This is a genomic window from Nocardioides proteolyticus, from assembly GCF_051280635.3.
In the GTDB taxonomy this organism is placed as follows: Bacteria; Actinomycetota; Actinomycetes; order Propionibacteriales; family Nocardioidaceae; genus Nocardioides.
On record NZ_JBNBPO030000011.1, the window covers coordinates 19,653 to 33,154 of the forward strand.

The 13,502-nt window shown below is 70.8% G+C and carries 8 protein-coding genes; 3 read left to right on the forward strand and 5 right to left on the reverse strand.

Going from position 1 to position 13,502, the window contains the following annotated elements:
• Positions 1-15 precede the first annotated feature (15 nt).
• Positions 16-291 (reverse strand): hypothetical protein, encoded by a 276-nt coding sequence (locus tag ACPOLA_RS08440; RefSeq protein ID WP_435769972.1) that lies wholly within the window; start codon positions 289-291, stop codon positions 16-18.
• A gap of 172 nt (positions 292-463) precedes the next feature.
• Here ACPOLA_RS08440 and ACPOLA_RS08445 point away from each other — a divergent pair, with 172 nt between their 5' ends.
• The 3 genes from ACPOLA_RS08445 (at position 464) to ACPOLA_RS08455 (ending at position 3,947) form a co-directional block, all read left to right on the forward strand.
• Positions 464-2,488, forward strand: coding sequence for a sensor histidine kinase (locus tag ACPOLA_RS08445; RefSeq protein ID WP_435769973.1), 2,025 nt, complete (start codon positions 464-466; stop codon positions 2,486-2,488).
• Positions 2,485-3,168: a response regulator transcription factor gene (locus ACPOLA_RS08450; protein ID WP_435769974.1), complete on the forward strand. Its 684-nt coding sequence runs from the start codon at positions 2,485-2,487 to the stop codon at positions 3,166-3,168. Before ACPOLA_RS08445 ends, ACPOLA_RS08450 begins: the two co-directional genes overlap by 4 nt.
• Positions 3,169-3,239: 71 nt before the next feature.
• On the forward strand, positions 3,240-3,947 hold the full coding sequence (locus tag ACPOLA_RS08455; RefSeq protein ID WP_435769975.1) for a hypothetical protein: 708 nt from the start codon (positions 3,240-3,242) through the stop codon (positions 3,945-3,947).
• Positions 3,948-4,043: 96 nt separating this feature from the next.
• Here the strand turns inward: ACPOLA_RS08455 and ACPOLA_RS08460 are convergent, their stop codons facing one another.
• The 4 genes from ACPOLA_RS08460 to ACPOLA_RS08475 form a co-directional block, all read right to left on the reverse strand.
• A complete protein-coding gene (locus tag ACPOLA_RS08460) occupies positions 4,044-7,907 on the reverse strand; it encodes a DNA-directed RNA polymerase subunit beta' (RefSeq protein WP_435769976.1) in 3,864 nt (1,287 codons plus the stop codon).
• Positions 7,908-8,044: 137 nt separating this feature from the next.
• A complete protein-coding gene (gene rpoB / locus ACPOLA_RS08465; RefSeq protein WP_435769977.1) occupies positions 8,045-11,527 on the reverse strand; it encodes a DNA-directed RNA polymerase subunit beta in 3,483 nt (1,160 codons plus the stop codon).
• Positions 11,528-11,822: 295 nt separating this feature from the next.
• Positions 11,823-12,746, reverse strand: a complete 924-nt coding sequence (locus ACPOLA_RS08470; RefSeq protein WP_435769978.1) for a J domain-containing protein — start codon at positions 12,744-12,746, stop codon at positions 11,823-11,825.
• Positions 12,743-13,489 (reverse strand): hypothetical protein, encoded by a 747-nt coding sequence (locus ACPOLA_RS08475; protein ID WP_435769979.1) that lies wholly within the window; start codon positions 13,487-13,489, stop codon positions 12,743-12,745. Before ACPOLA_RS08475 ends, ACPOLA_RS08470 begins: the two co-directional genes overlap by 4 nt.
• Positions 13,490-13,502: the final 13 nt, after the last annotated feature.

Here is a 13,502-nt window from a genome sequence, read left to right on the forward strand (position 1 = left end):
TCGGCGGACGGTCGCTCAGGCGCCGCCCTCGCCGAGCGGCGGGAACTTCTTCGGCGCCCGGTCGTAGTCGGGGTTGTCGGTGAACATCCCCTTCTCCACGTCGAAGTCACGATGCGTGTTGTCGATCTCCGCCTCCTCCGCCCGGTTGGCGGGATCGAGCCGCTCGGCACGCTCCTGCTCGAGCTGGTCGACCGGCGTGCCGTCCATCGCCACGCCGTCCGGCGGCAGGTCGCTGCTGCCCACGCGCGGACCGGGCCGGTCGTCGCCCGCAGGGGGGATGTCGTTGACCATGGTCGCCTCCGATGTGCTCTCGAGGTCCTTCCCCGAGAGGTACCCCGTCGTTCCCGATGCAGGCGGTGCCGGCACAGCACGGCTGTACGACGGGGCGGGGACCGGTCGTGCCCGGACGGTCAGGACTGCGAACCCGTCCCCTCGGGCCGCCCGAGACGCGACAATGGCCGGCGTGTCGGCACCGGGTCCACCCCCCTCCACGCGCCTCGGCGTCGCCGAGCGCGCGGCCGTCGTGCTGGGCGGCGGCCAGCTGGTCCTCGCCGTGGTCACCGCGCTGGCGCTGCTCGCGACCTCCGAGGTGCCCGACCCGCCCTACGAGGTGCAGCGCCAGCTCGCGCCGCTCGACCTCGTCGTCGCCCTGCTCTACGGCCCGGTCGGCGCCCTCGTCGTCGCCCGCAGCCGCCACGCGGTCGGCTGGGCGCTCCTGGCGTCGGGCTGGGGCTACACGCTGACGGCCGCGGGCATCGCCTGGACGGTTCTCGCCGTGGAGAGCCCCGGGCTCCCCGGCACGGCGTGGGCGGCGCCGGTGCTGCTGACCGGGTGGACCGCCGCCACCCTGGTCTCGGCCCTGGTGCTGCCGTTCCTGCTGACGCCCGGACCGCCCACCGGCTGGGCCCGGCGGCTGGCGATCACCGGCGGGGTCGTCGTCGCGGCCGGGACCGCGATCCGGCTGCTCGTCCAGGTGCCGGGCGCACCCGCGCACCCGCTGACCGGCGGGGGGCGGGTCTCCGAGCTGGCCTGGACGGTCGACGGGTGGCTCATCCCGCTGTACTGCGTCCTGGCGCTCGCGGTCGCGGTCCACCTCGGCGGCCGGCTGCGCAGCGGGCGGCCCGACGAGCGGCGCGGCGTGGTCTGGCTGGTGGTGGCCCTGGTCTCGGTCGCGCTCGCCTACCTCGTCTTCGAGACCGGCGTCAGCCTCGGCGGCCCCTGGCCGCTCGCGGGCGCGGCGCTCCTGGGCCTCGCCGAGGTGCTGCTGCTCGCCGCGGTGTTCGTGCTGATCCGCAGCCAGCCGTCGTGGCGGGTGGACCTGGCGATCTCCCGGACCCTGGTCGGCGTCCTGCTCACCGCGACGCTGGTCGTCGGCTACGTCGTCGCCGTGTGGGCCCTCGGCATGCTGACCCCGTGGCAGGCGGAGTCGAGCGGCATGGTGGTGGTCGCGGTCCTGGCGCTGGCGGTCCTCCCCCTGCGGGACCTGCTCCAGCGCCAGGTGGAGCGCCTGGTGTTCGGCTCCGGGGCCGACCCGTCGGTGCTCCTGGAGCGCGTGGCCCAGGCGCTGCAGTCCGGTGACGGCGAGACCCCGCAGCTGGCCGGCCTGGTCGACGCGCTCCGCCGGGCCCTTCGGCTGGCGCGCGTGGAGGTGAGCCTCCACGGCGAGCGGGTCGCCGCCTCCGGCCGCACGGAGTACGACGACAGCGAGCGCGGCCTGCGGCTGGAGCTCCACCAGCGTGGTCGGCCGGTGGGCGTGCTCACCGCCGTGCCGCCGCGCGGCGAGCGGCTGGACCCCCGCACCGTCCGTCTGCTGCGGCAGATCTCCGGCCTGGTGGCCGTCGCCGCCCAGCTCGACGAGGCCAACCGGGCGGTCGAGGAGGCCCGCGCGCGGGTCGTGGAGGTGCGCCACGAGGAGCGCCGGCTGCTGCGCCGGGAGCTCCACGACGGGATCGGGCCGGCACTCTCCGGCACCGCACTGGCCCTCGCCGCGGTGCCCGCGACGTCGACCCTGAGCGACGCCGACGCCGTGCTGCTCGGCCGGCTCGTCGAGGAGCTCAGCCGGCGCGCCGACGACGTCCGGCAGATGGCGCGGGTCGTGCTTCCCCCGGCGCTCGACGAGGGAAGGCTGGGCGAGGCGCTGGCGCTGCTCGCCGAGCGCCACTCGATGCCGCGGTTCTCGGTGTCGGTGGATGCTCCGCACGCCGACCGGCTCGACGGGATCCACCAGATCGTGGTCTACCAGGTCGCGGCGGAGGCGGTGCGCAACGCCGAGCGGCACGCGGGGGCCCGGCACTGCGTCGTGCGGCTCACGACTCCGGCGCACGGCGGCGTACGCCTGGAGGTCTGCGACGACGGCCGGGGCATCGGCAGCGACGTCCAGCCCGGCGTGGGCATGGCCTCGATGCGCGAGCGGGCGGCCGAGCTAGGCGGGCACGTGACGGTGGAGGGCGACGAGCGAGGGACCCGCGTGGTGATGGTGCTGCCGTGAACGAGCTGACTCCCATCCGGGTGCTGGTGGTCGACGACCACCCGGTGTTCCGCATCGGCATGAGCGCGCTGCTCCGCTCGCTGCCGGACGTCGAGGTCGTCGGCGAGGCCGCCGACGCGGCGGAGGCCGTGGCCGCGGTGGCCGCCCACTCCCCCCACGTCGTGCTGATGGACCTCGACCTCGGCGGCGACTCCGGGGTCGAGACCACCAGGGAGCTCTGCCGGCGCGACCCGACCCTCGGTGTCCTGGTGATCACCATGCTCGGCGACGACGACTCGCTGTTCGCCTCGATCCGCGCCGGCGCCCGTGGGTTCCTGCTCAAGGGTGCCTCGCCCGACGAGGTGGAGCGGGCGGTCCGGTCCGTGGCCAACGGCGACTTCCTGCTCGGGCCGCAGCTGGCCCAGCGTGCGGCGGTGTACCTGTCCGGGGCGCGCACCCGTGGCGCGGTGCCCCTCCCGGAGCTCACCGACCGCGAGCGCGAGGTCGTCGACCTGGTGGCCCGCGGCTACGACAACGCCACCATCGCCCGCCGCCTGGTCCTGTCGACCAAGACCGTCCGCAACTACGTCTACGGCGTGCTCGCCAAGCTCGACCTGCCCGACCGCGCCCAGCTGATCGTGCGGGCCCGGGAGGCCGGCCTGGGCGGCGAGGAGCGGGACGCGACGGCCCGGCCGCACTAGGACACCGGCGCCCGGAAGCCGAGGTCGATGGGCACTGGGACCCGGGTGCTCCGGCACACGAGGCTCGGGGCATGAACGAGACCACTCCCCTGTCCCCGCCCACCATCGCCCCGGCGACGCCGCAGCGGGCCGGCGGCTTCACCGCGTGGCCGCTGCTGATCAGCCTCTGCGGGCTGCTCGGCGTGGCCGCCCTGCTGCTCGAGGGTCGCCCCGACGCCAGCGGCGACTTCGACTACCCCGTCACGGCCGAGGACGTCGTCGGCATCGACCACCTGCCCTACCGGCTGTCCGGCGCGATCGGCTACGTCGTGGCGATCCTGCTGCTGGTGACCGCGGCCGTCTGGCGGCACCGCGTCGAGCGACGCTTCCCGGGATCGGTCGGCGCCACCGTCGTGTCGTACGGCGTGGTGGCGACCGCCGCCATCACCACCCTCGCCTACGGCTGGCGCGGCGCGGTCGGCAACTACTTCCCCGGTGCCGCCGAGGAGGACACCTACGACACCGAGGGCCTCTACAACTACTACATCCTCACCGACTTCAGCCCCTACATCGCCTTCATCCCGCTGGTCGCCTCGGCGTACGGCCTGGCCTGGATGGCCTTCCGCGAGCGGCTGGTCTCCCGCGGGCTGGGCGCGCTCGCCGCGGTGCTGGCGACCGCGCTGCTCGGCGCCGCGTTCGTCACCGGGGTGCCGGGCCTGCCGTCGATGATCATCGTCGGGCTGGTGGTCGCCGGCATCTGGCTGGCCTTCGGGCGCAGCCCCATCACGTCCGGTCAGTGACCGGCGGGTCCACCGCGCCTGTGGGGGGCGGGGTGGACCGTGGAACACGAAGGCCCCTCCCGCGCGTCACGGGAGGGGCCTTCGGCGATCAGCGGATCAGTTGTTGTACGACCCGAAGTCGAAGTCGTCCAGGGCGACCGCCTGGCCCGACGCGTTGCCGAACTCGTAGTCGTAGGACTCGTAGCCGGTGACGGCGTACGCCGCGGCGCGCGCCTCCTCCGTCGGCTCCACGCGGATGTTGCGGTAGCGCTCCAGGCCGGTGCCCGCCGGGATCAGCTTGCCGATGATCACGTTCTCCTTCAGGCCACGCAGGCTGTCGGAGCGGGCGTTGATCGCGGCGTCGGTGAGCACCCGGGTGGTCTCCTGGAAGGAGGCCGCCGAGAGCCACGACTCCGTCGCGAGCGACGCCTTCGTGATGCCCATCAGCTCCGGACGACCCGAGGCCGGCTTGCCGCCCTCGGAGACGACCCGGCGGTTCTCCTCCTCGAAGATGACCCGGTCGACCAGGTCCGACGGCAGCAGGTTGGTCTCGCCCGACTCCAGCACCGTGATCCGGCGCAGCATCTGCCGCACGATGATCTCGATGTGCTTGTCGTGGATCGACACGCCCTGGCTGCGGTAGACCTCCTGGACCTCGTCCACCAGGTGCTGCTGGGTCCGGCGGACGCCGAGGATCCGGAGCACCTCCTTCGGGTCGGGCGTGCCCTGGGTGAGCATCTGGCCGACCTGGATGTGGTCGCCGTCCTGCACGAGCAGGCGCGAGCGGCGGGACACGGCGTACTCGATGGCCTCGCTGCCGTCGTCGGGGGTGACCACGACCTTGCGCGCCTTGTCGGTCTCCTCGATCTGCACCCGGCCGGCGGCCTCGGAGATCGGCGAGACGCCCTTGGGCGTGCGGGCCTCGAAGAGCTCGACCACGCGGGGCAGACCCTGCGTGATGTCGTCCGCGGAGGCCACACCACCGGTGTGGAAGGTGCGCATCGTCAGCTGCGTGCCGGGCTCACCGATCGACTGGGCCGCGATGATGCCGACCGCCTCGCCGATGTCGACCAGCTTGCCGGTCGCCAGCGACCGGCCGTAGCACTTCGCGCAGGTGCCGGTGCGGGCGTCGCAGGTGAGCACCGAGCGGACCTTGACCTCCTCGATGCCGGCCTCGATCAGCTCGGCGATCTTGACGTCACCCAGGTCGTCCCCGGCCCGGGCGAGGACCTCGCCACTGTCCGGGTGCTCGATGTCGACGGCCGCCGTCCGGGCGTACGCCGCGGTCTCGGCGTTCTCGTTCTTGACGACGGTGCCGTCCTCGAGCCGGTCGCCGATCCGCTTCGGCAGGCCGCGCTCCGTGCCGCAGTCGTCCTCGCGGATGATGACGTCCTGCGACACGTCGACCAGGCGACGGGTCAGGTAGCCGGAGTCCGCCGTGCGGAGCGCGGTGTCGGCCAGACCCTTGCGGGCGCCGTGGGTGGAGATGAAGTACTCCAGCACGGAGAGACCCTCGCGGAAGTTGGCCTTGATCGGCCGCGGGATGATCTCGCCCTTCGGGTTCGCCACCAGTCCGCGCATCGCGCCGACCTGACGGATCTGGTTGAAGTTTCCGGACGCCCCCGAGTAGACCTGCATGTAGATCGGGTTGGCCGGCTGCTCCTTGAAGGCCTCCTCCATCGCGTCACCGACGCGCTTGCCGGCCTCGGTCCAGATCTCGATGAGCTCCTGGCGGCGCTCCTCGTCGGTGACCAGGCCGCGCTCGAACTGCTTCTGGATCTTCGCGGCCTTGTCCTCGAAGTCGGCGAGGATCTCGGACTTGTTCGCCGGCGTGGTGACGTCGTCGATGGACACGGTCACACCCGAGCGGGTCGCCCAGTAGAAGCCGGTGTCCTTCAGCGCGTCCAGCGACGCCGCGACCTCGACCTTGCCGTAGCGCTCGGCGAGGTCGTTGACGATGGCGCCGAGGCGCTTCTTGCCGACCTCCTCGTTGACGTACGGGTAGTCCGCGGGCAGCGTGTCGTTGAACAGCGACCGACCCAGCGTGGTCTCCAGGATCACCGGCTCGCCCGGCTCCACGCCCTCGACGAGGGCGTCGGTGAACCGGATCCGCACCTTGCTCTGCAGCGTGATCTCGTTGCGGTCGAACGCCATGATCGCCTCGGCCGGCGAGGAGAACACCCGGCCCTCGCCGATCGAGCCGGGACGCTCGGTCGTCAGGAAGAACAGGCCGATGATCATGTCCTGGGTCGGCATGGTCACCGGACGTCCGTCGGACGGCTTGAGGATGTTGTTGGTCGACAGCATCAGGATCCGCGCCTCGGCCTGGGCCTCGGCCGACAGCGGCAGGTGCACCGCCATCTGGTCGCCGTCGAAGTCCGCGTTGAACGCGGTGCAGACGAGCGGGTGGATCTGGATGGCCTTGCCCTCGATCAGCTGCGGCTCGAAGGCCTGGATGCCGAGGCGGTGCAGCGTGGGCGCCCGGTTGAGCAGCACCGGGTGCTCGGTGATGACCTCCTCCAGGACGTCCCACACGACCGGGCGAGCGCGCTCGACCATCCGCTTGGCGGACTTGATGTTCTGCGCGTGCGACAGGTCGACCAGCCGCTTCATCACGAACGGCTTGAACAGCTCCAGCGCCATCTGCTTGGGCAGGCCGCACTGGTGCAGCTTCAGCTGCGGGCCGGACACGATGACCGAGCGGCCGGAGTAGTCCACCCGCTTGCCGAGCAGGTTCTGGCGGAACCGGCCCTGCTTGCCCTTGAGCATGTCGGACAGCGACTTCAGCGGCCGGTTGCCCGGACCGGTGACGGGACGACCGCGGCGGCCGTTGTCGAACAGCGAGTCGACGGCCTCCTGGAGCATCCGCTTCTCGTTGTTGACGATGATCTCGGGCGCGCCGAGGTCGAGCAGCCGCTTCAGCCGGTTGTTGCGGTTGATCACCCGGCGGTAGAGGTCGTTGAGGTCGGAGGTCGCGAACCGGCCACCGTCGAGCTGCACCATCGGGCGCAGGTCCGGCGGGATGACCGGGACGGCGTCCAGCACCATGCCCTGCGGCTTGTTGCCGGTCTTGCGGAACGCGTCGACCACCTTGAGCCGCTTGAGGGCGCGGACCTTGCGCTGGCCCTTGCCGGTCGCGATGGTCTCGCGCAGCGACGCCACCTCGGCCTCGATGTCGAAGCTCTCGAGGCGCTTCTGGATCGCCGTGGCGCCCATGTGGCCCTCGAAGTACTTCCCGAACCAGTTCTTCATCTCGCGGTAGAGGACCTCGTCACCCATCAGGTCCTGCACCTTGAGGCTCTTGAAGGTCTCCCAGACCTCCTCGAGGCGGTCCAGCTCGCGCTGCGCGCGGTCGCGCAGCTGCTTGAGCTCGCGCTCGGCGCCGTCGCGCACCTTGCGGCGCTGGTCGGCCTTGGCGCCCTCCGCCTCGAGGGCGGCGAGGTCCTCCTCCAGCTTCTTCGTGCGGTCCTCGAGGCCGGCGTCGCGGCGCTTCTCGATCGACTCGCGCTGGAGCTGGATCTTCGACTCGAGCGAGGACAGGTCGCGGTGCCGCGCGTCCTCGTCGACCGCGGTGATCATGTAGGCGGCGAAGTAGATGACCTTCTCGAGGTCCTTCGGCGCCAGGTCGAGCAGGTAGCCGAGCCGGCTCGGCACACCCTTGAAGTACCAGATGTGGGTCACCGGGGCGGCGAGCTCGATGTGGCCCATCCGCTCGCGGCGAACCTTCGAGCGGGTCACCTCGACGCCGCAGCGCTCGCAGATGATGCCCTTGAAGCGGACCCGCTTGTATTTGCCGCAGTAGCACTCCCAGTCCCGCGTGGGACCGAAGATCTTCTCGCAGAAGAGGCCGTCACGCTCGGGCTTGAGCGTGCGGTAGTTGATGGTCTCCGGCTTCTTGACCTCGCCGTGGCTCCACGTGCGGATGTCGTCCGCGGTGGCCAGGCCGATCTGAAGCTGGTCGAAGAAGTTAACGTCGAGCACGATGGCTGCTGTCCTTCGTTAGTTACTGGAAGTTCGATTCACGTTGTTGACCGAGGCCCCCGCCGCCGCAACCACGGGGCCGGGGCCCCGCGGAGCTCGTCGCCTGTGAGGCGGGCTGAAGAGCTCCGCGGGGGGCCTCAGACCTCTTCGACCGAGCTGGGCTCGCGGCGCGACAGGTCGATGCCGAGCTCCTCGGCGGCGCGGAAGACGTCCTCCTCCGCGTCGCGCATCTCGATGGCGGTGCCGTCCTGCGACAGCACCTCCACGTTGAGGCAGAGCGACTGCATCTCCTTGACGAGGACCTTGAACGACTCCGGGATGCCCGAGTCGGGGATGTTCTCGCCCTTGACGATCGCCTCGTACACCTTCACGCGGCCCGGCACGTCGTCGGACTTGATGGTGAGCAGCTCCTGGAGCGCGTAGGCGGCGCCGTACGCCTCCATGGCCCACACCTCCATCTCGCCGAACCGCTGGCCACCGAACTGGGCCTTACCGCCCAGCGGCTGCTGCGTGATCATGGAGTACGGACCGGTCGAGCGCGCGTGGATCTTGTCGTCGACCAGGTGGTGGAGCTTGAGGATGTACATGTAGCCCACCGAGACCGGGTCGCGGAACGGCTCGCCGGAGCGGCCGTCGAAGAGCCGCGCCTTGCCGTCCTCGCCGATCATCCGCTCACCGTCGCGGTTGGGCAGCGTGGCACCCAGCAGGCCGGTGATCTCGTCCTCGCGGGCGCCGTCGAAGACCGGCGTCGCCAGCTTGGTGTCGGGCTCGGCCTTGTCGGCGCCGATGGAGATGAGCCGCTGGGCCCAGTCCTGGTCCTGCAGGTCGGCGTCGATGTGCCAGCCCTGCTTGCCGAGCCAGCCGAGGTGCAGCTCGAGGATCTGGCCGATGTTCATCCGTCGCGGCACACCCAGCGGGTTGAGCACGACGTCGACCGGCGTGCCGTCCTCCATGAACGGCATGTCCTCGACCGGCAGGATCTTCGCGATGACGCCCTTGTTGCCGTGACGCCCGGCGAGCTTGTCACCCACCGAGATCTTGCGCTTCTGGGCGACGTACACGCGGACCAGCTGGTTGACGCCCGGCGGCAGCTCGTCGCCCTCCTCGCGGTCGAAGACCCGGACGCCGATGACGGTGCCCGACTCGCCGTGGGGCACCTTCATCGAGGTGTCGCGCACCTCGCGCGCCTTCTCGCCGAAGATCGCGCGGAGCAGCCGCTCCTCGGGGGTCAGCTCGGTCTCGCCCTTCGGCGTCACCTTGCCGACGAGGATGTCGCCGGTCGTGACCTCGGCACCGATCCGGATGATCCCGCGCTCGTCGAGGTCGGCGAGCATCTCCTCGCTGATGTTCGGGATGTCGCGGGTGATCTCCTCCGGACCCAGCTTGGTGTCGCGGGCGTCGACCTCGTGCTCCTCGATGTGGATCGAGGTGAGGACGTCCTCCTGGACCAGCCGCTGGCTGAGGATGATCGCGTCCTCGTAGTTGTGGCCCTCCCACGGCATGAACGCCACCAGCAGGTTGGTGCCGAGCGCCATCTCCGCCTGGTCGGTGCACGGACCGTCGGCGACCGGCGAGCCGACCTCGACCCGGTCGCCCGCGGCGACCAGCGGCCGCTGGTTGATGCAGGTGCCCTGGTTGGAGCGGCGGAACTTCGCCAGCCGGTAGGTGGAGTAGGTGCCGTCGTCGTTCATCGTCTCGACCAGGTCGGCCGACACGTCCTTGACCACACCGGCCTTCTCGGCCACCACGACGTCGCCGGCGTCGACCGCCGCGCGGTACTCGATGCCGGTGCCGACGATCGGGCTGTCGCTGCGGATCAGCGGCACCGCCTGACGCTGCATGTTGGCGCCCATGAGCGCGCGGTTCGCGTCGTCGTGCTCGAGGAACGGGATCAGGGCGGTCGCGACCGACACCATCTGGCGCGGCGAGACGTCCATGTAGTCGACCTCGTCGGCGATGATCTCGGAGACCTCACCGTGGCGCTGGCGCACCAGCACCCGCTCCTCGACGAAGCGGCCGTTCTCGTCGAGCGCGGCGTTGGCCTGCGCGATGACGTAGCGGTCCTCGTCGTCGGCGGTGAGGTAGTCGACCTTGTCGGTGACGACGCCGTTCTCGACCTTGCGGTAGGGCGTCTCGACGAAGCCGAACGGGTTGATCCGGCCGTAGGAGGCCAGCGAGCCGATCAGGCCGATGTTGGGGCCCTCAGGGGTCTCGATGGGGCACATCCGGCCGTAGTGCGACGGGTGCACGTCGCGGACCTCCATGCCCGCGCGGTCACGGGACAGACCGCCCGGCCCGAGCGCGGAGAGACGCCGCTTGTGCGTCAGGCCCGCGATCGGGTTGGTCTGGTCCATGAACTGCGAGAGCTGCGAGGTGCCGAAGAACTCCTTCAGCGCCGCGACCACGGGCCGGATGTTGATCAGCGACTGCGGCGTGATCGCCTCGACGTCCTGGGTGGTCATCCGCTCGCGGACGACGCGCTCCATGCGGGCCAGGCCGGTGCGGAGCTGGTTCTGGATCAGCTCGCCGACCGTGCGCATCCGGCGGTTGCCGAAGTGGTCGATGTCGTCGGCGCCGATCTCGATCGTGCCCTGCGGGGTGTCGAGCTCGGTGCGACCGTCGTGCAGCGCGACGATGTAGCGGATCGTCGCGACCATGTCGGAGATCGTCATGGTCTGCTGGTCGAACGGCTGGTCCTGGCCCAGCTTCTTGTTGATCTTGTAGCGGCCGACCTTCGCGAGGTCGTAGCGCTTGCTGTTGAAGTAGTAGTTCTTCAGCAGCGTCAGCGCAGCCTCACGCGTCGGCGGCTCGCCCGGGCGCAGCTTGCGGTAGATGTCGAGGAGCGCGTCGTCCGGACCGGAGGTGTTGTCCTTCTCCTCGGTGAGCTGGATCGACTCGAACTGCCGCAGGTCGGCCATCACGGCCTCGTAGTCGTAGTCCTCGCCGGTGTCCTCGGCGATGGCCTGGAGGGCCTTGAGCAGGACCGTGACGTTCTGCTTGCGCTTGCGGTCGAGGCGGACGCCGACCATGTCACGCTTGTCGATCTCGAACTCCAGCCAGGCGCCGCGGCTCGGGATCAGCTTGGCGGTGTAGATGTCCTTGTCGGACGTCTTGTCGGCCGCGCGCTCGAAGTAGACGCCCGGCGACCGGACCAGCTGGGAGACGACGACGCGCTCGGTGCCGTTGATGACGAACGTGCCCTTGGGCGTCATGAGCGGGAAGTCGCCCATGAAGACCGTCTGGCCCTTGATCTCACCGGTCTCGTTGTTGGTGAATTCGGCGGAGACGTAGAGCGGTGCGGAGTAGGTGAGGTCCTTCTCCTTGCACTCGTCGACGGTGTACTTGGGGTCGTAGAAGACCGGGTTCTCGAACGAGAGCGACATCGTCTCGGAGAAGTCCTCGATCGGGGAGATCTCCTCGAAGATCTCCTCCAGGCCGGACTTCTCGGACACGTCCTCGCCGCCGGCGCGGCGCGTCTCGATCCGGTTCTTGTGGGCCTCGTTGCCGATCAGCCAGTCGAAGCTGTCGGTCTGGAGGGAGAGGAGCTGCGGGAGCTCGAGCGGCTCCTGGATCTTTGCGAAAGAGATGCGGGACTTACCGGGAGTGCTGCGCGCGGCCAAGAGTTGTCCTTCGACGGGTTCGACTCTTCGAGAGCGCCCTCCCACCACATCATCGGCCACCGGGCAGGCCGAAGCGCATCTGAGGGCAGGCGCAAGGCGCCACGATACACCATCGCCGAGCACTCAACAAAGCCGGCTGCGCGACCACGCAGTCGACACCGTCTCGGGTGGATCCGTGCGCCGATCATGCTGCCCCGGCCCGCTCAGGTCAAGCGTCCCCGCCGTCCGGCTCTGCCGTCTGCCCCGCCGCCTGACCCGCCGCCGGACCGGCTCGGCCGACCGGACCGGCCGCGCGTCACTCGCAGTCGGCCTCGGTGCAGAGGTCGTCCAGCAGCCACCGGTCGGTGTCCCCCGGCGCACGCACCAACGACAGGGTCGCCCACATCTTCAGCACGAACGGGTCCTCGCCGCGCTTGGTGACCTCCTGGTCCAGGAAGACCAGCACAGTCGCGCGGTCGCCGTCGGACGAGATCCTCGTCAGCGCGGTGCCGACCGGGGTGGCGTCGACGACGACGCGCTGCGCCTCGGCCTCCTGGGTCAGCTCGGGCCAGATCGCCGCCCGCTTCTCACCCGCCTCCTCGGTCATGTACTCGCGGATCCGGTCGAGGTCGGCGGCCATGGTCTTGTAGCTGTAGGACAGCACCGGGGCGACCATCGCCTCGGCGGCGGCCTCCGCCGTGACCGCGGCGCGCTGCTGCCGGCTGTTGCGCTCGGCGATCTCCTGGGCGGACGCGCCGCCGGCGGTCTGGACCAGCAGGGCCACCGCCACGACCAACGCCACCGCGGCGCCGACCGCGGCGGCGAGCAGGGCCCACCGCGGCGGAGCGGACGCCGGATCGTCGGCTGCCGGCTCGTCGGTGGCCGGCTCGTCGGCTTCCGGCTCGTCGGTCGCCGGCTCGTCGGCTTCCGGCTCGTCGGCCTTCGGCTCGTCTGCTGCCGGCTCGGACTCCGTCGAGGCCCGGGACTCGCCCGCCGTCCCCGCGTCGTCCGCCGGCGCGTCGTCGGCCTCGGGGGACTCGGCGGCGCGGGCCGCGGCCAGTTCTGCGTCGTACTGCTCGCGCCGGCCGGGGTCCAGCAGCACGCCGGCCGCGTCGTTGTAGGCCCGGAACCGGCGGTCGGTCGGGTCGAGGTCGGCGATCGCGGCCTTCCAGGCGGACCGGATCTCAGCGGCGCTCGCGGTCTCCTCGACGTCCAGGAGGTCGTACAGGTTGAGGCTCATCGCGTCTCACCGGTCCCCGGGCTGCCGGACTCAGGGCTCGGCGAGCCGGACGGGCCTCCGCTGGGCGAGCCCGAGGGCTGCTCGGTCGGCGTGCCTCCGGGGGCGCCGGTCTCGGGGATGGAGGCCTCCCCGAAGGAGGGCAGGGAGTCGTCGACGTCGTCGAGGTCGTCGACCAGCCACTTCCCGTCGACCCGCACCAGCGACACCTGGTAGCGGAACCGGCGGGGCTCGAAGGTGATCTCCTCGTCGCTGTCCTCGGGGTTGGGGTAGGAGAACTCGACGGTCCCGGCGACCAGCGCCTCGGCGGAGTCGGCGTCCATCGACGCGACGCCCACGCCGTACACCGTGCCCTTGCGGCTGATGCCGGTCTCGGCGACCGTCTGCTCGGCGTAGCCCACGTTCTTGTCGAACACCGTGCGGAACTTCGGGGTCATCAGCTCGCCGACGGCGGCGTAGTCGGGCATCTTGCCGCTGTCGTTCAGCAGGTCGGGCCCATAGCTGTTGAACCGCTGGACGAACGTGCGCGAGGCGGCGAGGACGTCCTCGCGCTGGGCCGCGAGGTCCGTCGGCGGGTCGAAGACGGACTCCGCCTTCTCGATCGGCCCGTCACCGGCCCCCCGTCCGAAGACGATGAAGCCGGAGACCACCAGTCCGACCACGACCACACCCAGCAGCGCACGGAGGAGGTTCCACCTGAGCCGCCTGCTGCCTTGCGTGTCGCGTGCCGTCGATTCGTCGGTCACGCTGCCCTTTCCT

Coding starts and splice junctions, on each gene's coding strand:
- ACPOLA_RS08470 (WP_435769978.1), bottom strand. CDS start 12,746: ATGAGCCTCAACCTGTACGACCTCCTGGACGTCGAGGAGACCGCGAGC.
- ACPOLA_RS08440 (WP_435769972.1), bottom strand. CDS start 291: ATGGTCAACGACATCCCCCCTGCGGGCGACGACCGGCCCGGTCCGCGC.
- ACPOLA_RS08455 (WP_435769975.1), top strand. CDS start 3,240: ATGAACGAGACCACTCCCCTGTCCCCGCCCACCATCGCCCCGGCGACG.